We start from the raw sequence: 20,925 nt of genomic DNA on the forward strand, positions 1-20,925 counted from the left end.
TGCCGCCCGCCCCGCTAGTGTCCCTCAAAACGCCAGCCGGAGGCCTTCACTCATGACCATGACCAGCAGCAAGTTTGGCACTTCCCAATCCATCCGCCGCCGCGAGGATACGCGGTTTTTGACCGGCCATGGCCGCTATCTGGACGATGCCGCCCCCGACGGCGCGCTTTACGCCTATGTCTTCCGCTCCTCGGTCGCCCATGCGGAGATCACCGCGCTGGACGTTGCAGACGCGCGCGAGGCGGACGGGGTGCATCTGGTCATCACCGCCGACGATTTCGTGGCCAAAGGCGGCTTCAACAAGATGGGCGCGTCGATCATTACAAACCGCGACGGATCGAAGGGCGCGGACCCGCTGCGCCCGATCCTGGCCACCGGGCGCGTGCGCTTCGTGGGCGAGCCGATTGCCGTCGTGATCGCCGACAGCCTGGAGCAGGCCAAGGACGCGGCCGAGCTGATCATGTTCGACTATGACGACCTTCCCGTGCACATGGACGTGGCCGAAGGCGGCCCGGCGATCCACCCCGAAGCGCCTGACAATGTGGGCTATGACTGGGGCATCGGCGACGAGGACGCGACCAATGCGGCCTTCGAAGCCGCAGCCTTCACCACCAAGCTTGAGATCGCCGATAACCGCGTCATTGCCAACTCGATGGAGCCGCGCGGCTGCGTGGCCGAACTGGTCGGGGGCCGCCTGAAGATGACCTATTCCGGTCAGGGCGTGTGGGGCCTCAAAGGCTCGCTCGCCTCGACGCTCGGCATGGACAAGGAAGATATCGTCGTCATGACCCCCGATGTGGGCGGCGGCTTTGGCATGAAAGCCTTTGATTACCCTGAGTATTTCGTGGTGGCCCAAGCGTGCCGCCGCCTTGGCCAGCCCGTGCGCTGGCAGGCCGAGCGCACGGAATCGATGCTGTCGGACAATGGCGGGCGCGACCTGATCTCGACCGCGGAGCTGGCCTTTGACGCCAATCACAAGATCATCGGCTACCGTTGCAACGCGGTCTGCAATCTGGGCGCCTACAACTCCGGTTTTGCGCAGTTCATCCAGTCCGATTTGGCCTCCAAGGTGCTGATGGGCGTCTATGACGTGCAGGCGGCCTATTATTCCAACCAGGGCATCTACACGAACACCACGCAGGTCGACGCCTATCGCGGAGCGGGCCGGCCGGAGGCGATCTACACGCTGGAGCGCGCCATCGACCACGCCGCCCGCACGCTCGGCGTCGATGCGATGGAGCTGCGCCGCAAGAACTTTATCCCCGCCGCCAAGTTCCCCTACAAGACCGTGACGGGCGAGCTTTATGATGTGGGCGATTTCCACAAGGTTCTGGCCCGGGCGGAGGAAGAAGCCGACACCGCAGGGTTCGCCGCGCGCAAGGCGGCGTCTGCCGCGCAAGGCAAGCTGCGCGGGCTTGGCACCTGCTATTACATCGAAAGCATCCTCGGGAACCCCGAAGAGACCGCCAAGGTCGAGTTCACCGAGGAGGGCCGCGTGACGCTTTATGTCGGCACGCAAAGCAACGGTCAGGGCCACGAGACGGTCTATGCGCAACTGCTGCACGAATATTCCGGCATCGACCCCGACCTGATTGACATCGTGCAAGGCGACAGCGACCGGATCGAGAAAGGCGGCGGCACGGGCGGCTCGCGCTCGGTGACGACGCAAGGCTCGGCCATCAAGCACACCGGCGAGAGCATGATCGACAAGTTCAAACCCTTCGTGGCCTCCGAAATGGGGGTCGAGGATGTGGCGTTCGAGGAAGGCGCATTCCGTGCCGATGGCTCCAATGTGGTCATGACCTTGATCGAGGCCGCCCAGGCCGCCCGCGAGAAGGGCGAGACGGAGCTGCTGGCGACGTCTGGCACGACCACCCTGCCCGGCCGGTCTTTCCCCAATGGCTGCCACATCGCGGAGATCGAGATCGATCCGGATACCGGCGTCACAGAGGTGGTGAAATACACTGTGGTTGATGATTTCGGCGTGCTGATGAACCCCATGTTGGCCGAAGGTCAGGTCCATGGCGGCGTTGTCCAAGGCATCGGTCAGGCGATCAGCGAGCACGTGGTCTATGACGCCGACGGCCAGCTGCTGACGGCGACCTTCATGGATTACGGCATGCCCCGGGCGGGCGACGTGCCGATGATCGCCTTCTATTCGGAGCCTGTGCCATCCACCGCCAACGCGCTTGGCATGAAAGGCTGCGGCGAGGCTGGAACGGTCGGCGCTCTGGCCGCTGTAGCGAACGCGGCGCTGGATGCGGTCTGGGAGGCGGGCGTTCACCACGTGGACATGCCCTTCACCCCGCAAAGGGTCTGGAATTGGCTTGAGACGAGCAAAATGGCTGCCGAATAGGCGTTCAATTCTGCAACTTTTTCAGGAGCCGCGCCCTATGCAGATCGCGCGGCTCTTGTCTTTTTGCAACATCGGGGCCGGGCGGCTAAAGATGGCGTGCGCCGCAGGCGCTCCGTTCGGTCACTTGCCACAGTGAAAAACGCGCGTCATGCTGGGATCATGACCCGCAGCCCCAGTCTTGACGCCGCCTACGCGCTTCAGAGCCCCGACGACAATCGGGCGCTTTATCGCGACTGGGCAGAGACTTACGATGCAAGCTTCGCGCAAAGCATGGATTATCAATTGCCCCAGATGGTGGCGACCGCGTTCCACGCCGAGGGCGGGACTGGACCGGTGCTTGATATCGGCGCGGGCACGGGGCTGGCTGCGGATGCTTTGCGGGCTCTGGGGGACTACGAGGTCGACGCACTGGACCTGTCCGCCGAGATGCTCGCCGTGGCGCGACGCAAAGGCCTCTACCAAGGGTATATCGAGGCCGACCTGACCAAAACTCTGCCGCTCGAGCCTCGATATAATGGCCTGATCAGCTCCGGCACTTTCACCCACGGCCATGTCGGGCCAGACGTGCTCGACGGCTTGCTGGATGCGGCCCTGCCCGGCGCGCTTTGCGTGCTGTCCGTCAATGCCGAGCATTTCGCGGCACGGGGCTTCGCCGCCAAATTCGACGCGCTCGCGCCCCGGATCACCGGGTTCGAGGTCAGGACGGTAGACATTTATGGCGCCTCCGCCGATAGCAATCACGCACATGACAAGGGGTATATTGCGGTGTTTCGTGCGCTGTAACACATCTAGCTGTCCCGTGAGCAAGCTTGACTGGCGTGCGCCCCCTGCCGCGGGCTAGGTTTCAAGAACTGGTTAAAATTGGAGTTACCACCGTGCGCTGGACTAAGGGATTGGAAAGACTGGGCGGCTATGTCCGACCCATGTCAGACCGGCTCAAATCCTTCGTAGGCTTCGGACCTGCCCCGCGTATGGTCCACCCGAAGGGCACGCGCGGCCCGGTGATCCATGTCGTCATTCTCGACGGCACCATGTCCTCGCTCGAGCCGGGGCTTGAGACCCATGCGGGCATGACCTTCCGAATGCTGCAGGAAATGGCGCCCAACAAGGCCGTCTCCCTGAAATACGAGGCGGGCATCCAGTGGAAGGGGCTGCGGCGCGCCATCGACGTGATGGCGGGCGTCGGCATAAACAGCCAGATCCGCCGCGCCTACGGCTTCATCGCATCGCGCTACCGGCCCGGCGACGAGATATTCCTGTTCGGCTATTCCCGCGGGGCCTACGCGGTCCGCTCGCTTGCGGGCGTGATCGACGAGGTCGGCTTGCTGCGCGCCGACTGCGCGACAGAGCGCAATGTGCGGCAGGCCTACCGCCATTACCGCCTCACCACCGGCTCTGCCGCCGCCAAGGCGTTTCGCAAGAAACACTGCCATGACGATGCACCGATCGAGATGATCGGCGTCTGGGACACGGTCCGCGCGCTCGGCTTCCGGGCGCCGCTCTTGTGGCGTTTCTCGCCGGTCGAGCACGAATTCCACAACCATTCCCTCGGCTGCACCGTGCGTCATGGCTATCACGCCCTGGCGCTCGACGAGACCCGCCGCATTTTCGAGCCGGTCCTGTGGGAGACCCGCGAGGGCTACACCGGCAAGCTGGAGCAGGTCTGGTTCAAGGGCACCCATGGCGATGTCGGCGGGCATCTGTTGGGCTATGACAAGGCGCGGCCTTTGGCCAATATCTCGCTCGTCTGGATGCTCGATAAGGCCTCCGAGTGCGGATTGCCTTTGCCCAAAGACTGGCGCTCGCGCTTCCCACGTGATGCCGACGCGCCCTCTGTCGGCACATGGCGCAATTTCGGCAAGCTCTTCTGGCAACGGCGCCGCCGAGTGGTCGGCCGCGACCCGTCCGAGCGGTTGCACGACACGGTGCGCGAAGGCGAGCGTGGCTTCGTTCCGGCCTCCAAGGCGCAAATCAAGGCGGCCCAACGCGGCTGAAAACGACCCTTGTCACGGCGAAAACGCGACAGACCCCGCGCGCCCTCCGCGCCCAGCCTGAAGGCGAAGGAGGGATCAACATGCTCGACAGTCTCACGCTCGCGGAAGGTCATTTGACCGAAGACCAGATCGCGCAATACTGGCGCGACGGCTTCCTGTTCCCCCTGCCTTGCATGACACCCGCCGAGGCCCATGAGATGCGCGCGGAGCTGGAGCAGATCGAGCGGGACTGGCTCGACGCAGGGCTACCCCTGCCGCTCAATACCTACAAGCGTATCAACGCCCACATCGTGCTGCCCCTCGCCCATCGCATCGCCACCCATCCGGGCGTGCTAGATGTGGTCGAAGGCGTGCTGGGCCCCGACATTCTGGTCTTCGCCGCGGAGTTCTTCATCAAGGAGGCGCGTACGACCCAGATCGTGACGATGCACCAAGATCTGACTTATTGGGGCCTTGGCGCCATTGACGGGCTGGTCACCGCCTGGGTGCCGCTGTCGCCCGCCACGCCCGCATCCGGCTGCATGGACTTCGTGCGCGGCTCTCACAAGAACGCGATCCTGCCCCATGCGGACAGTTTTGACGCCAACAACCTGCTGTCGCGCGGCCAGGAGGTGCAGGTCGATGTCGCGCCCGAGGACAGGGTCGCCATCGAAATCTATCCCGGCCAGATGAGCCTGCATCACGGGCTGACGATCCACGGCTCCGGCCCGAACACATCCGATGACCGCCGCATCGCCGCCGTGATCCGCTACATGCGCCCCGATGTGGTCCCGTCTGAGGGCTGCGACGCGATGCGCGCGCGCGGCTCTGACACTTCCGGGCGCGCGCGGGTCCTGACCCCGCCCCGGTCCAATTTCGAAGCGGGCGCGCTGGCCCGCTACGAGGCGATCCGGCAGGCCCAGGCCAAGGTGATGATGAAGGGTGCCAAGGGCAGCAGCGGCATCTATGCTTGACCGCGACCTGAGACGCCCCGCAAACGCGGCAAGGAGAGCCCGATGGACCACGTGAAATTCACCGCCATGAAAGATGGCGACAAGGAAGACTACGACTTCCTGACCCATCACGAGATCGAATACACCAAGGGCACCGACGACCGCCTGTTGACCGCGCTGGCTTCGCTGGACGAAAGCCTGTCGGGCTATCAGGTCACCCGGCTCGGCCATTCGCTGCAATCGGCCACCCGGGCAGAGCGCGACGGAGCCGACACCGACTGGATCGTCGCGGCACTGCTGCACGACATCGGCGATATCTTCGCGCCGTATAACCACGACGAATATGCGGCTGCGATCCTGAAACCCTTCGTGCGCGAGCAATGCACCTGGGTGGTCGAAAAGCACGGCGATTTCCAGATGCTCTACTACGGCAGCCATGTCGGCGCCGACCCGGAGAAGCGGCAGGCCTATGCGGGCCACATGTATTTCGACGATTGCGCGACCTTCTGCGAGCGGTGGGATCAGTCGAGCTTCGATCCCGCCTACGACACCCTGCCTCTGGACCACTTCCGCGCCCGCGTGCACGAGGTGTTCGCCCGTGATCCTTACGACCCGGAGGTGATCCGCCCCGGGATCCGGGTGCCGCTCACTGCCTGACGCCGCGCCGATTGCCAGGAATGGCATTTGAGTATTTTCGCCAAAACGAAGCCAAAATCGCAGTGAAGACGCCCCAACCTGGCGACATCCGTCAAACAGGCGGGGCGGCTTCGTCTTGGACGGCCATCGGCTCTCCAGCCTGTACCGCATCCGAAGGAAACGGCGATTCGGGTTAATACGGCGTTACTGGCTTCGTTTTGGCACAAATACTCACAATCCCGCCTCCGCCCGCCTTCCCCTTCCCCGGGGCATTGGGTAAACCACGCGCGAACAAACGGGATACCCACCATGCCGATGGAAAAGACATTCGACGCCGCCGAGGCCGAAAGCCGCCTCTACGCAGCCTGGGAGCAGGCCGGCTGCTTCACCGCAGGCGCCAACGCCAAGCGCACGGAAACCTTCTGCATCATGATCCCGCCGCCCAATGTGACCGGCGTCCTGCACATGGGCCACGCCTTCAACAACACGCTCCAGGATATACTGATCCGCTGGAAGCGCATGCAGGGCTACGACACGCTCTGGCAGCCCGGCACCGACCACGCCGGCATCGCCACCCAGATGGTGGTAGAGCGCCGTCTGGCCGAGACCCAGCAGCCGAAGCGCGCCGAGATGGGGCGCGAGAAATTCCTCGAAAAAGTGTGGGAGTGGAAAGGCGAGAGTGGCGGCACGATCCGCGAGCAGCTCAAGCGCCTCGGTGCCTCCTGCGACTGGTCGCGCGAAGCCTTCACAATGTCCGGTGCCCCCGGCGCGCCCGAGGATGCCCAAGGAAATTTCCACGACGCCGTCATCAAGGTCTTCGTGGAGATGTACAACAAGGGCCTGATCTACCGCGGCAAGCGGCTGGTCAATTGGGACCCGCATTTCGAGACCGCGATCTCGGACCTCGAGGTCGAGAATATCGAGACCCCCGGCCACATGTGGCACTTCAAATATCCGCTCGCGGGCGGCGCGACCTATGAGTATGTCGAGAAGGACGAGGACGGCAACGTCACCCTGCGCGAGACCCGCGACTACATCTCCATCGCCACCACCCGGCCCGAGACTATGCTCGGCGACGGCGCGGTCGCGGTCCACCCATCGGATGAGCGCTACGCCCCCATCGTCGGCAAGCTCTGCGAAATTCCGGTCGGGCCGAAAGAGCATCGCCGCCTGATCCCGATCATCACCGACGAGTACCCGGACCCCACCTTCGGCTCCGGCGCGGTGAAGATCACCGGCGCGCACGACTTCAACGACTACGAGGTCGCCAAGCGCGCGGGCATCCCGCTCTACAACCTGATGGACACCAAGGGCGCGATGCGCAGCGATGGTCTGAGCTATGCCGAGAGCACCGCGAAAGCGTCCGAGTTCGCCACGGCCACCGCCGAGATGTTGACCGGGACCGAGGGCCGCTTCCACTCGCCGTCCGAGCATCCGGTTCCCGATGTCAGCCAGATCAATCTGGTGCCCGACGCCTATCGCGGCCTCGACCGGTTCGAGGCTCGCAAGAAGGTGGTCGAGGACGTCACCGCCGAGGGCAACGCCGTCATGATCTCCGTCCCCGTGATTGACGAGGAGGACGGGCAGGAAAGCGCCGAGCTGGTGCCGCTGGTCGAGGACAAGCCGATCATGCAGCCCTTCGGCGACCGCTCCAAAGTTGTCATCGAGCCGCTGCTGACCGACCAATGGTTCGTCGACACCGCCCAGATCGTCGGCCCCGCACTGGACGCTGTCCGCGATGGCACGGTCAAAATCATGCCCGAGAGCGGCGAGAAGGTGTATTACCACTGGCTCGAGAATATCGAGCCCTGGTGCATCTCGCGCCAGCTCTGGTGGGGTCATCAGATTCCGGTTTGGTATGGGCCCGATCACCACAACGATCCCAGCGACATATACTGTGCCGCCAATGAAAATGGTGCGGTCATGGCAGCGCTAAGTAGATACGAAGCTGCGGGAGTGTTCGAAGAAGGGATCAGCATAGAAGTGAAGTCCCATTTGACGAAGGAAATGCTGACCCGCGACCCCGACGTCCTCGACACATGGTTCTCCTCGGGCCTCTGGCCGATCGGCACCCTGGGATGGCCAGAGAACACACCCGAGCTGCAAAAATACTTCCCCACCTCCACGCTGGTAACCGGACAGGACATCCTGTTCTTCTGGGTTGCGCGGATGATGATGATGCAGCTGGCGGTCGTGGATCAGATCCCTTTCGACACGGTCTATCTGCATGGCCTCGTGCGGGACGCCAAGGGCAAAAAGATGTCGAAATCCACCGGTAACGTGGTCGACCCACTGGAGCTGATCGACGAGTACGGCGCCGACGCGCTGCGGTTTACAAACGCGGCCATGGCGAGCCTTGGCGGCACACTCAAACTCGACACAGGGCGCATTGCGGGCTACCGCAACTTCGGCACAAAACTCTGGAACGCTGTCCGTTTCGCAGAGATGAACGAGGCGTACGGTGGGTCCGACACAAGTCCGACGCAAAGCCGACAGCTATCCGACCTCGAATTTACAGTGAATAAGTGGATCGTGGGCGAGACCGCCAAGGTCCGCGCAGAGGTCGACGCGGCGCTCGAGGCCTACCGCTTCAACGACGCCGCCGACGCTTTGTACAAGTTCGTCTGGGGCAAGGTCTGCGACTGGTATGTGGAGTTCTCCAAGCCGCTTCTGCTCGACGGAACCGACGCCCAGAAGGCCGAGACCCGCGCGACCATGGCGTGGGTTCTGGACCAATGCATGATCCTGCTGCACCCGATCATGCCGTTCATCACCGAGGAGCTGTGGGGCGTCACCGCCAAGCGCGCGAACATGCTGGTGCATGAGGATTGGCCTGACTACGGCGCTGAATTAATTGACGAAAACGCCGATGCCGAGATGAACTGGGTGATCGCCCTTATCGACGCCGTGCGCTCCGCCCGGGGCGAAATGCACGTGCCCGCAGGGCTAAAAGTGCCGCTGGTTGAGGTCGAGCTGGACGCCGCCGGCAAAACCGCCTTCGCCAATAACGAGGCGCTGATCCTGAAACTCGGCCGGATCGAGTCAGTGTCCCAAGGGTCCGCGCCCAAAGGCTCCGTCACCCTGCCGGTCGCGGGCGGCAGCTTTGCCCTGCCGTTGGATGGCATCATCGACGTGGCCGAGGAAAAGGCGCGACTGGAGAAGAGCTTGGGTAAACTAGCCAAGGAAATCGGGGGCCTGAAAGGCCGACTGAACAACCCGAAATTCGCCCAAAGCGCCCCGCCGGAGGTCGTCGAAGAAGCCCAAGCGAACCTCGCCGCCCGCGAGGATGAGGACGCCAAACTCAAGGCCGCCTTGGCGCGTCTGTCAGAGCTGGGATAGCGGCGCAAGTCTCCATTTGGTCCCAAATACTCAAACGCTCCGCCCACAACAGGCGTCGGAATGTGAGTATTTTTAACCAAATGGAAACAGGAATCGCCCGAAGCTCAAGGTCCGGTACAGGCTGGAGAGCCGATGACCGGACCGGATGGAGACCGCCATGCGCGCTCTTCGAGAAAGCGGTCAGGGGTGCCTCTGACCGCTTTCTTTATGCCTTCCTATGCATCCCACGCTGAATCGCGGCCATTTGGTCCGGGGTGCCAATCAGAGCGGCTTGCTCTTGGGACTCCGCCATCAACACCTCGGCGCTCGAGGCGGTTTCGGCCTTTGCGATCAAGCGCTTGGCAGCTCGGATCGCACTTGGGCTTTGACCCGCTATCTCACGTGCCAGCTCCAACGCGCGGGCCTGCGGGTCCTCCGCCAATTCGGTCACCAAACCGTGGCCCAGCGCCGCCTCGCCCGACACGATCTCCGCCGTGTAGGTCATGCGCCGCAGCACGTCGCCACGCATCAGCCGGGGCAGCTCCACCATGCCGCCCATATCCGGCACGAGGCCCCATTTCATCTCCATGATCGACAGTTTCGCGTCGGGCGCGCAGACGCGGATATCGGCACCCAGCGCAAGCTGGAGACCCGCCCCAAAACACACCCCATGGAGCGCCGCGATCACCGGGACCGGCAAAGCGCGCCACGCCAGCGAGAACTCCTGAAACCGGTTCGCATCGCCATGGGTGCGCGCGACCAGCACCTCGTTCATGTCCTGGCCCAGAAGGCTGGATAGCGACATGATGTCGATGCCTGCGCAAAAGGCCCGCCCCTCGCCCGCCAGCACGACGCAACGGATGTCGGTGTCGCGCAGCGCGTGGGCGGCGGCGATCACCTCGTCCAGCATCTCCATCGAGATGGCATTCATCTTGTCCGGCCGCGTCAGGGTGACCTGCGCTATGCCATCGGTAATTTCGGTTGTGACATTGCTCATGCGCACCAGCCTAGGCGGGCGATGCCACCCGGACCAGCGTTACCTTACGACCCGCTCGACCGCGCGCATCATGCCAAGGCCCCTGTCGTAGACCAGTTCCAGAATGACCCTTGGCTTACGGGCTTTCAGGGCGACCGGGACCGCGCGCAGTGCGCCGGTGGCGAGTGTGGCCGCGATGAAGCCGCGGCGGCTGAGTTGTGGCATGAAGTGGCCCTCCTCGTGGGGTAGAGATGGGCATCACGGCGGGGTCTTGCAAGCGCGACGGGCTTGCGGCCATATGCCCGCCATGACCAGACCGCCCCTGACCCCGCTCGCACAGAGCCTGCCCGCCTCTGTCCCTTTCGTCGGCCCTGAAGCGCAGGAACGCGCCCGTGGCGCAAACTTCGCAGCCCGGCTTGGCGCCAATGAAAGCGTCTTCGGGCCGTCGCCCAAAGCTATCGCCGCGATGCGGGAGGCTGCGGCGGAGGCCTGGATGTATGGCGACCCGGAGAGCCATGACCTACGCTACGCGATTGCGGCCCATCACGGGGCCGCGCCCGAGAATATCATGGTGGGCGAAGGCATCGACGGGCTGCTGGGCTACCTCGTGCGGCTTTTTGTGGAGCCCGGCGTCAGCGTTGTGACCTCTGACGGGGCCTATCCGACCTTCAACTACCATGTCGCGGGCTTTGGCGGCACGCTGCACAAGGTCCCCTACCGCGACGACCGCGAGGACCCGGACGCGCTGCTGGCCCGCGCGCGCGAAACCAACGCGCGGCTGATCTACCTGTCCAACCCCGATAATCCGATGGGCACGTGGCATGACGCGGCAACGGTGCAGGCAATGATCGACGCGTTGCCCGACGGCTGCCTGCTGGTGCTGGACGAGGCTTATGTCGAACTGGCCCCGGACGGCACCGCGCCCGAAATCGACATCACCAATCCGCAGGTGTTGCGGATGCGGACCTTCTCCAAGGGGCACGGATTGGCGGGGGCGCGGGTCGGCTACGCCATTGGCGAAGCGGAAAACATCGAAGCCTTCCACAAGATCCGCAACCATTTCGGCATGTCGCGGATCAGCCAGGCGGGCGCCCTGGCCGCGCTGAAAGATCAAGCCTATCTCGCGCAGGTCAAGGCGCAGATTGCCAGCTCGCGCAGCCGGATTGCCGAGATCGCAAGAGAGAACGGTCTTGTGACGCTGCCATCGGCCACGAATTTCGTGACGATTGATTGCGGCCGTGATGGCGAGTATGCCCGCGCGGTGCTGCGCGAGTTAATCGCGCGCGGCATCTTCGTGCGCATGCCCTTCGTCGCCCCGCAGGACCGGGCGATCCGCGTCAGCTGTGGACGTGCGGAGGATATGGACCTGCTGGCCCAACACCTGCCCGACGCGCTGCGCGCGGCCGGTTAACGAAAACGAGACTTTCCTTTGGCAAAAGCTCCGCTAGGCTAAATACCACCAGCGACGGAGCGTGCATGCCCTATACCAATCCAAAGCCGCCCGGACGGGTCGAGGATTTCACCGGAGCGTTTCTGGTGTTTGCCGGCCTGCTCCTGTTCATGGGCCTCGTCGCGCTTTGGGCGGCCTTTGGCTACGTCATTTCGCTGATCACCAGTGTCGTTGTGCACCGCGCCATCGGCTGGCTGCCGCGCCGGGATTAGCGCCCAGCCCTTATTTTCCGGCGCAGACCTGCGCCGCCGCCTCCAGCGCGCCCGACCCATGGGGAATGCCAAGTGACTTCAGGCCCGCATCAATCGAGCCCAGCGTTCCCAGCAACATGTGGCTGTTGAGATGCCCCATATGCCCGATGCGGAAGAAGCCGTCGGAGTTCGGATCATCTTCTGTCGCCATACCAAGCCCGATGCCCAGCGTCATCCCGGCCTCTGCCGTGACCCAGTCGCGCAACTGGGTGCCATAAGGCGCGCCGATCCGCATGGACGTGACCGCGTTGCTGCGCGCGGCGATGTCTGGGATGTTGATCTCCAGCGGACCTCCTGACGCCCACGCGTCGCAGGCCGCCCAGACGGCGCGCGCCAGGGTCGCATGGCGGGCGAGCACATTGTCGATGCCCTCTTCATGGACCAAAATGTCGAGCGCGACCCGAAGTCCGTAGAAGTGATGGGTCGGTGCCGTGCCGCACGAAATCTGGTAGTAGCCTTGCGGGTTCACCCGCGGCTCCCAATCCCAGTAGCCGGACACGCGCTCCAGCCTGGCGCGCGCGGCCTGGGCTTTTTCATTGAAGAACACGAAGCACATGCCCGGCGGGACCATCAGCCCCTTTTGCGAGCCGGTCATCACCACGTCGACGCCCCAATTATCCATCTGCATGTCGTCGCAGCCCAGACAGGCGATGCTGTCGGACATCAAAAGTGCGGGATGGACGGCTGCATCCATCGCACGGCGGATCGCGGCCAGATCCGACTTGGCCGACGAGGCCGTGTCGACCTGCACCACCAGAACCGCCTTGATCTCGTGGGCTTTGTCATCGCGCAGGGCTTGCTCCACGGCATCGGAGTCAATCGGCGCGCGGCGACCGAAGTCCAACTCATCGACGATCAGCCCTCGCTTGCGCGCCGTCTCGGCCCAACCCTTGGAGAATTGCGCGCCGCCCGGCACCAGCACCCGGTCGCCCGGTGCCAGCGTGTTGGCGAGCGAGGCCTCCCAGGCTGCATGGCCGTTGCCGATATACATGGCGACCTCGCCTTGGGTCTTGGCGACCGCCTTGAGGTCGGGGATGCAGCTGTAGGTGATGTCGATCAGTTCGCCGGTGTAGATGTTTGGCGCGGGCCGGTGCATCGCCTGCAAGACGCGCTCCGGCATGACAGAGGGACCCGGGATCGCCAGCGTATGGCGACCGTGCGACAGGTTCGGCGTGTTCAACATGGAAATGCTTTCTTTCGTATCCCGCGCCCAGAGGTAGAGCGCCCCCGTGGGGGCGTCAATCAACCAGCCGTGCGGCGTGATATCACCGTTGCTGATAGCGCCGCGCCAGGGCCTCGGGGTCGGCCCCGAAGCTATAGCGGATCAGCGTGTCGAGATTGCGCGCCCCTTGGCGCAGCCAGCCCGCGCGCTGATACCGCTCCGCCCCGGTCACAGCATAGGTGTCGAGCAGTCGGATACGGCCCCGCAGAGCCTTGGCGATGGCCACGTCCTCCATCAACGGCTGATTGGGGTAGCCGCCGACATAGTCATAAAGCGCGCGGGAAATCAGCAGGCCCTGATCGCCATAAGGCAGGTTCATCGCACGGGTGCGCAGGTTCGCCCAGCCCGCCACCAGCTTCGGCGCAACACCCTTGGCGCGAAACCGCAGCGCATAGGCCGCGGCCAGATTGGGATGCTCGGCGCGGTGCAAAGCCGCCGCCCCCACCCAGTCCGACGCAAGCTGCGTGTCCGCGTGCAGGAATAGCAGCCACTCGCCCTGAGCACGCGCGGCCCCACGGGCAAGCTGCCCACCGCGCCCCTTGGCACCCTCCACGATCACCGCACCCGCATCATCGGCGATCTGCAGCGTGGCGTCAGCACTGCCGCCGTCACTGATCACCACCTCGCGCAGCATCCCCTGCTCCACCCCCGGCAACAGCGCATCAAGCGTCGCGCGCAGCGTGTCGGCGGCATTCAGCGTTGGGATGATGACGGAAAAGGGCGCGGACATCGGGGCCTCTGGTCTAGGGCGGTGCGACTCATATATGACGCTCATGTAGTGGAGGGAAAGAGTGATGGCAGAGCAGGCCCGAATGTTGATCGAAGTGACCGGCGGCGACCGGGAGGACTTCTTGCAAGGACTGGTGACCAACGATGTCGCCAAGCTGTCCGACGGGCTGGTCTATGCCGCCTTGCTGACGCCACAGGGCAAGTTCCAGGTCGATTTCCTCCTCGTACCCTGGAAGGACGCCATCCTGATCGACGTCGACGCGTCTTATGGCGAGGCCCTGATGCGGCGGCTGACCTTCTACAAGCTGCGCGCGGATGTGAAACTGCGCGAGAGCGATATCGGGGTCGTGCGTGGCCTCGGCGACGCACCGCAGGGTGCTTTCGTCGACCCCCGGCATCCGGCCCTTGGCTGGCGCGGCTACGGGCCGGGCTTCGCGTTCGAGGCGCAGCCGGATGTGAATTGGGACGCGCTGCGCGTTCAGCACTGCATCCCCGAGCTGGGCGTCGAGCTATTGCCCGATGAAAGCTTTATCCTCGAGGTGGGTTTCGAGCGGCTCAATGGCGTCGACTTCAAGAAGGGCTGCTATGTCGGCCAAGAGGTGACCGCCCGGATGAAGCACAAGACCGAACTACGCAAGGGCCTTACGCTGGTCGACGTGCAAGGCGAGGCCCCGGTTGGCACCCGGATCGACGCCGATGGCCGGGCGGCCGGTACGCTCTACACGCAGTCGGGTGGGCGCGGCATCGCATATCTGCGGTTCGACCGGACCACGCCCAAAATGGTCGCAGGCGACATCACGATTGCCCTGCCCCAGACCGACGACGCGGAAGAAGAGGCCGCGACTTAAGGATCGGTGTTGCGGATCGTCTTGGCGAAGGCGGGGAAAATGTCCGGGTTGGCCGCGATCATATGCCCGTCTTCAAGCAGGTTCTGACCCTCGCGGATCGGCTCGATAAAGCCGCCGGCTTCCTTGACCAGCAACACACCCCCCGCGATGTCCCAGATGTTGAGCCCGCGTTCCCAGTAGCCCTCGTAGCGGCCAGCGGCGACATAGGCGAGGTCCAGCGCGGCGGCCCCCCAACGGCGCACGCCCGCGCATTGCGGCATCAGGTTTGCGAGGTCCTTCAGAGTCGCAGGCAGGTACTTTCCCCCGCCAAACGGCACGCCCGTGGCAAACACGCTTTCGATCATCTTGCCCCGCGCCGAGACCCGCAGGCGCTGGTCGTTCATAAACGCGCCCTCGCCCTTCTCGGCGATGAACATCTCGTCCTTGGCGGGGTCGTAGACAACCGCGCTGACGATCTCGCCTTTGTGCTCCAGCGCGATGGACACCGCCCAATGGGGCATGCCGTGCAGGAAGTTCGTCGTGCCGTCCAGCGGGTCCACGATCCAGCGGCGGGTGGGGTCCTCGCCCTCGATCGGGTCGCTTTCCTCTCCGACCCAGCCATAGGTCTTGCGGGCGCCCATCAGCTCTTCCTTCAGGATCGCCTCGGCGGCGATATCGGCCTTGGACACGAAGTCGCCCGCGCCCTTCATCGAGACCTGCAGGTTCTCCACCTCACGGAAGTCCTTCACCAAGGAGCGGCCCGCGATCCGGGCGGCCTTGATCATGATGTTGAGGTTGGCGCTGCCTTGCATGTCACTCGTCCTTTTCGCTCAAGCGCGCCGTATAGACCCGCAGCCCCGGCTTGGAAAGGGCTTGCGTGGGTCGGGGCGATAGGTCAGCGTGACTGCCATGTCAGATCGCCCCTTCCTCGGCATCCTTTTGATGATCGGCTTTTGCCTGTTGGCGCCTCTGGGCGATGCGCTGGCAAAATTACTGGGCGCGACGATCCCCTTGATCCAGCTGCTTTTTACCCGGTTCGGCGTGCAGACCATCGTGCTGATCCCGCTGGCCCTGGCCACAGGCCGTGCGTTACGCATGTCGCCGCGGGTCTTTCGCCTGACGGTCATCCGCTCGGTTCTGCATATCATCGGCATTGGCGCGATGTTCACGTCCCTGCGCTACCTGCCCTTGGCCGACGCCGTCGCGATCGCCTTCGTCATGCCGTTCATCATGCTGCTCTTGGGGCGCTACGTCTTGGGCGAAGAGGTCGGATCCCGCCGCATCTACGCCTGCATCGTGGGCTTCATCGGCACGCTTTTTGTGATCCAGCCGAGCTTTGCCGAGGTCGGCCTGCCCGCGCTGCTGCCGCTGGTTGTCGCCGTGGACTTCGCGCTGTTCATGCTGGTCACCCGACAGGTCGCGAAAGAGGCCGACCCGATCAGCCTGCAAGCCGTCTCCGGGCTGGTGGCGAGCGTGCTTTTGGGGCTGCTGTTCCTCGTGCCCGGCCTGTCGCAGCTGGAGCCGTTTGCCCTCGTCTCGCCCGACGGCCGTGAGCTGACGATGCTATTGGCCATCGGTCTGCTCGGCACCTTCGCGCATTTGTTGATGACCTGGTCGCTGCGCTTCGCGCCTTCGGCAACGGTGGCCCCGATCCAGTATCTCGAGATTCCGATAGCGACGGTCGTGGGCTTTGCGATCTTCGGCGACTGGCCCAACGGATTGGCCTTGATCGGGATCATGATCACCATCGCCGCGGGGCTCTACGTGCTGGCGCGGGAGCGCACCCTGTCGCGGGTCGCGCCCCCGGCCTGATTTTCCAGCGAGAGTTGGTTAATCGAAGTTCTGCGGGAACATGGCCCGCATCGCGACCTCATCCATCTCCTGCTTGAAGCTGTGCTTATCCTGAAGCGCCGTGGCACGGGTCGCGGCGGGCCGGGCGTCCACCTTATCAAACCATGCCTGAACATTGGGGAAGTTGGCCAATCCGCCGTCGGCCTCCATCACGAAGCCGGCCATGCGCACCCAGCCCCACGCGATGATGTCAGCGATGGAATAATCCGCCCCACCGACCCATTCAGAACGCGCCAAACGGTCATCCAAGACCTTGTAATGGCGCGTGATTTCCTTTGTGTAGCGGTTCCTGGCATAAGCCTCGTCGGGGGCCGCCCGGGTGAAGTGCACCGCCTGACCGGAGAATGGCGAAAGTCCCGTCGCGATGAAGAAATACCAGCTCAGCATCTCCCCCATCGCGGCATGTCCTGCGGGCAAGAACTTGCCGTGCTTTTGCGCCAGATGCAGCACCATTGCATTGCTGTCGAAGATGACCGTGCCGTCCTCATCCACCATCGCGGGCAGCTTGGCATTCGGGTTAATGGCGAGGAAGTCGGGAAGGTGCTGCTCGCCCTTGCGCGTGTCGACCGGGATGGTCTCGTAGGCGACCCCGAGCTCTTCCAGCATCAAGGCGACCTTGAACGGATTGGGCGTCGTGTGGAAATAGAATTTGATCATCGGAAGGGCCTCTTTCGGGGACGGAGTTGCATTTATGTAGTAGCTGCTACATATTCAGGTGGCAGAGCGACCGTCAAGGAATTAATTAGTGATCGCTACACAAAAACCTAGGGGCCGCCCGCGCGGCTTTGATAAAGAGGCGGGGGTCGAGACGGCGCAGGCCCTCTTCGCCGCACATGGCTATGACGGCGTGGGCGTCGCGGAGCTGTGCTCAGAGCTTGGGGTCAAGCCGCCCAGCCTTTATGCCGCCTACGGCTCGAAGCGCGCCTTGTTCGATCAGGTCGTCGCCCGCTACAGCGCTGCGTCCGCAGAGGTTTTTGCCCCGCTTATTGCCGCGGCGACAAGCCCGTCGGACCTGCGCAAAAAGATCCTAGAAGCGGCGATCGAGCTGTATGACAGCACCGGCCACGGCTGCCTGATCCTCAGCAACCTGACCTCGACCGAGGACACGGATCTGCGCGCCGAGATGGCCGCGAAGATCGAGGAACGGCGGCGGGCCATGGCTGAACGTTTACTTGAATTAGGGTTAACCGAGCAGGATGCCCGGGACCATGTCATGGCAATTTCGATTGCGATGATGGGGCTGTCCGCCGCCGCGCGCTCCGGTATACAGCGCGAGACGCTACTCCGCTCGCTTGACCTCTAGGCGCTGCAGTTTCACCGGCTCCGTGCGCGCCAAGCGGATCACATTCGCCATGAAGGGTTTTGCCGTGTCCTCGCTGCGCGTGGCGGCATAGAGCCGCTTCGTGCGTCCCGACTTGGTGAGCGGACGGGTGACATAATCCGAATTGTACCGCACCTCTCGCACCACCCAGTCCGGCAGCACCGCAACCCCGCGGTTCGACGCGACCAACAGCAAGATCACCGCCGTCAGCTCGACCTGCCTGATCCCGCGCGGCTCAACCCCCGCAGGCATCAGCAATTCGGTAAACACATCAAGCCGCGTCCGGTCCACGGGGTAGGTGATCAGCATCTGGTCGCGCAGGTCTTCCGCCTCGATATATTCTTTCTGTGCCAATGGGTTGGCGCTGGAAGCCACAAAGACCGGCTCGTAATCAAAAAGCGGGGTGAAATCCACGCCGGGCAAATCCTCCGGGTCGCTCGAGACGACCAGATCGACCTCTTCGCGTTTCAGCGCCGGCAGCCCGTCAAAGCTGAGGCCGGGACGGATATCCACGTCCACATCGGGCCAATTCTGCCGAAAGCCTTCCAGCACCGGAAACAGCCACTCGAAACAGGCGTGGCATTCGATCGCGATATGCAGCCGCCCGGTCTTGCCCATGCGCAGCCCTTCGAAATCGGCCTGAAGCGCCTCCACCTCCGGCAGTATCTTCTCCGCCAGTTTCAACAGCTTCCGACCCGCCGCCGTCAGCTTCATCGGCTTGGAGCGGCGGATGAACAGCTCTACCCCGGCTTGATCCTCTAGGCCCTTGATCTGATGGCTCAGCGCGCTCTGCGTGATGTTGAGCTGATCGGCTGCGCGCGCCAGACCACCCGCCTCGTGGATGGCTTTGACCGTGCGCAGATGGCGGAATTCAATATGCATGCGGAACTCATAATCATCGTGAGAGTTATGAAATTGTCTCACATCCGGCTGTGTGGGACAACCACCCGGCCCCGTCTAAGGATCATCCCCATGCCTGCTGTCTCTTTTGAGTTCTTCCCGCCCAAAACCCTGGAGGCCAGTTTCCGCCTTTGGGACACAATCCAGACCCTTGCACCGCTGGGCCCGGACTTCGTCTCGGTCACCTATGGCGCGGGCGGCACGACCCGCGAGCTGACCCATGAGGCCGTCGCCGCATTAACCAAAACAACCGACCTGAAGGTTGCGGCTCACCTGACCTGCGTGAACGCGACCCGCGCCGAAACGCTGCAAATCGCACGCGAGTACACCGCCGCGGGCGTCACCGATATCGTGGCCTTGCGGGGCGACGCGCCCAAGGGGCAAGAGCTCCGCGCCGCGCCGGATGGATTCATCTCCTCGATAGATCTGATCGCCGCGTTGAAGGCGGAAACGACTGCCACCATCCGCGTCGGCGCTTATCCGGACAGCCATCCCGAAGCCGCTTCGATGGACGCCAACATCAAGTATCTGAAAGAGAAATTTGACGCAGGGGCCGATGCCGCCATCACACAATTCTTCTTCGAGGCGGACACCTTCTTCCGCTTCCGCGACGCCTGCGAAAAGGCCGGGATCGACAAGCCCATCCTGCCCGGCATCCTGCCGATCGAGGACTGGTCCAAGGCGCGCTCCTTCGCAAAGCGGTGCGGAACGACTGTGCCTGCCTGGCTGGACGAGGCGTTTGAGGCGGCGATCCGCGACGACCGCCACGACCTGCTCGCCCAGGCGGTGATCACCGAGCTGTGCTCTGATCTGGTGGAAGGTGGCGTTAACCATCTTCACTTCTACACGCTCAACCGCCCCGAGCTGACCCGCGACATCTGCGCGGCGCTTGGCATCACCCCGAAAATGGAGCTCGCACAGGTCGCCTGACGTCGCCTGACGTGGTTGCACCGCCGAAGTCGCTCTCATAACGTCGCCCGAAAAGGAGCGGCACATGTCAGAGCAATTCTTCGCCACCTCGCCAAATGAGCTTCCCGATCGGGCGAAAACCCTGTCGATGTCAGGGCTGGAGTTCATGCAGGCCATCCTTGCCGGCGAAATCCCTCTGGCCCCAATCGCGCAAGGTCTCGACTACAAATTGCACAGCGTCGAGCGTGACTGCGTCGTCTTTCGCGGAGCGCCCGGCTTTCATCACATGAACCCCGTGGGAACCATCCACGGTGGCTGGTACGGAACCCTGCTCGACAGCGCGATGGCCTGCGCGATCATGACCCGCGTGCCGCAGGGCTCGGTCTACACGACGCTGGAATATAAGGTAAATATCATCAAGGCGATCCCGTCCGGCACACTGGTCGACTGCATCGGAACGGTCGATCATGCGGGCCGCTCGACCGGTGTCGCGACAGGTCAGATCGTCGGGGTCGAAGATGGCAAGCTCTATGCGACCGGCTCGACCACCTGCATCATCATGACACCGAAATAGCCACGCCGAACATGCAAGCCCTAACAGCTTAGTCCCCCAAAACTGCTCCCGCCGGGCGTAACCCCGGCGGGAATTGGTCAAGTATTCAGATCAGTGGCAAGCCGGGCGCGTGCCGGGCAGCAGCACCTTGTCGATCACATGGATCACGCCGTTATCCGCCTTGATGTTCGCGATGACCACATTGGCGCTCTCACCGGTGCCATCCGCAATCGACACGCCGCTTGCGCCTTTGGTGATGCACAGACGCTGGGACGCGAGGATCGGCTTGAAGTAGTTCGACCCGCCGGGGATCTGCTCAGCCGTCAGGTTGCGATCGTCAACATGGTACAGCAGCACGTCTGTCAGCTGCGCCTTATTTTCCGGCTTCAGCAGCGTGTCCACCGTGCCGTCGGGCAAGGCTGCGAAGGCGTCGTTGACCGGCGCAAAGACGGTGAACGGACCCGGGCCGGACAGCGTTTCGGCAAGGCCAGCTGCCCCCACCGCCGCCACGAGGGTCGAGAACCGCTCGTCGCCCGCGGCGATGTCCACGATGGTGTTGGCAGAGGCGGCGCTCGCGCTCAGTGCGGAAACGACGGCCATTGTCTTGAAGATGGTTTTCATGATTCTTACTTCCCTTTTGCAACCATGCTCTTGGCATGTGCTAAGGGTTACGCAGGGGCGGGATTTGGGATCACCAGAT

The 20,925-nt window shown here is 63.6% G+C and carries 21 protein-coding genes; 13 read left to right on the forward strand and 8 right to left on the reverse strand.

Features of this window, described 5'->3' with window-relative positions:
* The first annotated feature begins 52 nt into the window (after positions 1–52).
* The 6 genes from C8N43_RS06880 to C8N43_RS06905 all read left to right on the forward strand — a co-directional run bounded on the left by C8N43_RS06880 (position 53) and on the right by C8N43_RS06905 (position 9,257).
* Positions 53–2,356 (forward strand): xanthine dehydrogenase family protein molybdopterin-binding subunit, encoded by a 2,304-nt coding sequence (locus C8N43_RS06880; RefSeq protein ID WP_245912930.1) that lies wholly within the window; start codon positions 53–55, stop codon positions 2,354–2,356.
* A 159-nt stretch (positions 2,357–2,515) separates the two neighbouring features.
* Positions 2,516–3,139 (forward strand): class I SAM-dependent DNA methyltransferase, encoded by a 624-nt coding sequence (locus C8N43_RS06885; RefSeq protein WP_107846273.1) that lies wholly within the window; start codon positions 2,516–2,518, stop codon positions 3,137–3,139.
* 188 nt (positions 3,140–3,327) lie between these two features.
* The gene (locus C8N43_RS06890; RefSeq protein ID WP_245913013.1) at positions 3,328–4,350 is read left to right on the forward strand and encodes a DUF2235 domain-containing protein; all 1,023 of its coding nucleotides are present in this window, start codon (positions 3,328–3,330) and stop codon (positions 4,348–4,350) included.
* Between the two features lie 80 nt (positions 4,351–4,430).
* Positions 4,431–5,303, forward strand: coding sequence for a phytanoyl-CoA dioxygenase family protein (locus tag C8N43_RS06895; RefSeq protein WP_107844896.1), 873 nt, complete (start codon positions 4,431–4,433; stop codon positions 5,301–5,303).
* A 42-nt stretch (positions 5,304–5,345) separates the two neighbouring features.
* Positions 5,346–5,939: an HD domain-containing protein gene (locus C8N43_RS06900; RefSeq protein ID WP_107844897.1), complete on the forward strand. Its 594-nt coding sequence runs from the start codon at positions 5,346–5,348 to the stop codon at positions 5,937–5,939.
* 288 nt (positions 5,940–6,227) lie between these two features.
* Positions 6,228–9,257 carry a valine--tRNA ligase gene (locus tag C8N43_RS06905; protein ID WP_107844898.1) on the forward strand — a complete coding sequence of 1,010 codons (3,030 nt, stop codon included), beginning with the start codon at positions 6,228–6,230 and terminating at the stop codon, positions 9,255–9,257.
* A gap of 205 nt (positions 9,258–9,462) precedes the next feature.
* Here C8N43_RS06905 and C8N43_RS06910 read toward each other — a convergent pair whose 3' ends face one another.
* Together C8N43_RS06910 and C8N43_RS06915 are read right to left on the reverse strand one after the other, a co-directional pair.
* On the reverse strand, positions 9,463–10,233 hold the full coding sequence (locus C8N43_RS06910) for a crotonase/enoyl-CoA hydratase family protein (RefSeq protein WP_107844899.1): 771 nt from the start codon (positions 10,231–10,233) through the stop codon (positions 9,463–9,465).
* 39 nt (positions 10,234–10,272) lie between these two features.
* Entirely contained in the window at positions 10,273–10,437 is a 165-nt protein-coding gene (locus C8N43_RS06915; RefSeq protein ID WP_107844900.1) for a Tat pathway signal protein, read from the reverse strand.
* Between the two features lie 82 nt (positions 10,438–10,519).
* Between C8N43_RS06915 and C8N43_RS06920 the strand changes: the two genes are divergently transcribed.
* Positions 10,520–11,623, forward strand: a complete 1,104-nt coding sequence (locus tag C8N43_RS06920) for a pyridoxal phosphate-dependent aminotransferase (protein ID WP_107846274.1) — start codon at positions 10,520–10,522, stop codon at positions 11,621–11,623.
* Between the two features lie 65 nt (positions 11,624–11,688).
* Positions 11,689–11,874, forward strand: a complete 186-nt coding sequence (locus C8N43_RS06925; RefSeq protein ID WP_107844901.1) for a hypothetical protein — start codon at positions 11,689–11,691, stop codon at positions 11,872–11,874.
* Between the two features lie 10 nt (positions 11,875–11,884).
* Here C8N43_RS06925 and C8N43_RS06930 read toward each other — a convergent pair whose 3' ends face one another.
* A complete protein-coding gene (locus C8N43_RS06930; protein WP_107844902.1) occupies positions 11,885–13,096 on the reverse strand; it encodes a pyridoxal-phosphate-dependent aminotransferase family protein in 1,212 nt (403 codons plus the stop codon).
* Positions 13,097–13,178: 82 nt separating this feature from the next.
* On the reverse strand, positions 13,179–13,865 hold the full coding sequence (locus tag C8N43_RS06935; protein ID WP_107844903.1) for a TIGR04283 family arsenosugar biosynthesis glycosyltransferase: 687 nt from the start codon (positions 13,863–13,865) through the stop codon (positions 13,179–13,181).
* A 64-nt stretch (positions 13,866–13,929) separates the two neighbouring features.
* Between C8N43_RS06935 and ygfZ the strand changes: the two genes are divergently transcribed.
* Positions 13,930–14,712 (forward strand): CAF17-like 4Fe-4S cluster assembly/insertion protein YgfZ, encoded by a 783-nt coding sequence (ygfZ, locus tag C8N43_RS06940; RefSeq protein ID WP_107844904.1) that lies wholly within the window; start codon positions 13,930–13,932, stop codon positions 14,710–14,712.
* Here ygfZ and C8N43_RS06945 read toward each other — a convergent pair.
* On the reverse strand, positions 14,709–15,503 hold the full coding sequence (locus tag C8N43_RS06945; protein WP_107844905.1) for an inositol monophosphatase family protein: 795 nt from the start codon (positions 15,501–15,503) through the stop codon (positions 14,709–14,711). The genes ygfZ and C8N43_RS06945 overlap by 4 nt on opposite strands.
* 97 nt (positions 15,504–15,600) lie before the next feature.
* Here C8N43_RS06945 and C8N43_RS06950 point away from each other — a divergent pair, with 97 nt between their 5' ends.
* Positions 15,601–16,503: a DMT family transporter gene (locus tag C8N43_RS06950; protein ID WP_107844906.1), complete on the forward strand. Its 903-nt coding sequence runs from the start codon at positions 15,601–15,603 to the stop codon at positions 16,501–16,503.
* 18 nt (positions 16,504–16,521) lie between these two features.
* Here the strand turns inward: C8N43_RS06950 and C8N43_RS06955 are convergent, their stop codons facing one another.
* Complete coding sequence (locus tag C8N43_RS06955; protein WP_211308565.1) at positions 16,522–17,199, reverse strand: glutathione S-transferase family protein; 678 nt, start codon at positions 17,197–17,199, stop codon at positions 16,522–16,524.
* Positions 17,200–17,287: 88 nt separating this feature from the next.
* Between C8N43_RS06955 and C8N43_RS06960 the strand changes: the two genes are divergently transcribed.
* The gene (locus tag C8N43_RS06960; RefSeq protein WP_107844907.1) at positions 17,288–17,845 is read left to right on the forward strand and encodes a TetR/AcrR family transcriptional regulator; all 558 of its coding nucleotides are present in this window, start codon (positions 17,288–17,290) and stop codon (positions 17,843–17,845) included.
* Here the strand turns inward: C8N43_RS06960 and C8N43_RS06965 are convergent.
* Positions 17,822–18,745, reverse strand: a complete 924-nt coding sequence (locus C8N43_RS06965) for a LysR family transcriptional regulator (RefSeq protein WP_107844908.1) — start codon at positions 18,743–18,745, stop codon at positions 17,822–17,824. The genes C8N43_RS06960 and C8N43_RS06965 overlap by 24 nt on opposite strands.
* An 84-nt stretch (positions 18,746–18,829) precedes the next feature.
* On the opposite strand from C8N43_RS06965, the gene metF reads away from it, so the two are divergent.
* Both metF and C8N43_RS06975 read left to right on the forward strand, forming a co-directional pair.
* On the forward strand, positions 18,830–19,693 hold the full coding sequence (gene metF, locus C8N43_RS06970) for a methylenetetrahydrofolate reductase [NAD(P)H] (protein ID WP_107846276.1): 864 nt from the start codon (positions 18,830–18,832) through the stop codon (positions 19,691–19,693).
* 64 nt (positions 19,694–19,757) lie between these two features.
* Entirely contained in the window at positions 19,758–20,246 is a 489-nt protein-coding gene (locus C8N43_RS06975; protein WP_107844909.1) for a PaaI family thioesterase, read from the forward strand.
* 90 nt (positions 20,247–20,336) lie between these two features.
* Here the strand turns inward: C8N43_RS06975 and C8N43_RS06980 are convergent, their stop codons facing one another.
* Positions 20,337–20,846, reverse strand: coding sequence for a fasciclin domain-containing protein (locus tag C8N43_RS06980; RefSeq protein WP_107844910.1), 510 nt, complete (start codon positions 20,844–20,846; stop codon positions 20,337–20,339).
* Positions 20,847–20,925 lie beyond the last annotated feature (79 nt).

Origin of the sequence: Litoreibacter ponti, from assembly GCF_003054285.1 — a bacterium.
GTDB lineage: Bacteria > Pseudomonadota > Alphaproteobacteria > Rhodobacterales > Rhodobacteraceae > Litoreibacter > Litoreibacter ponti.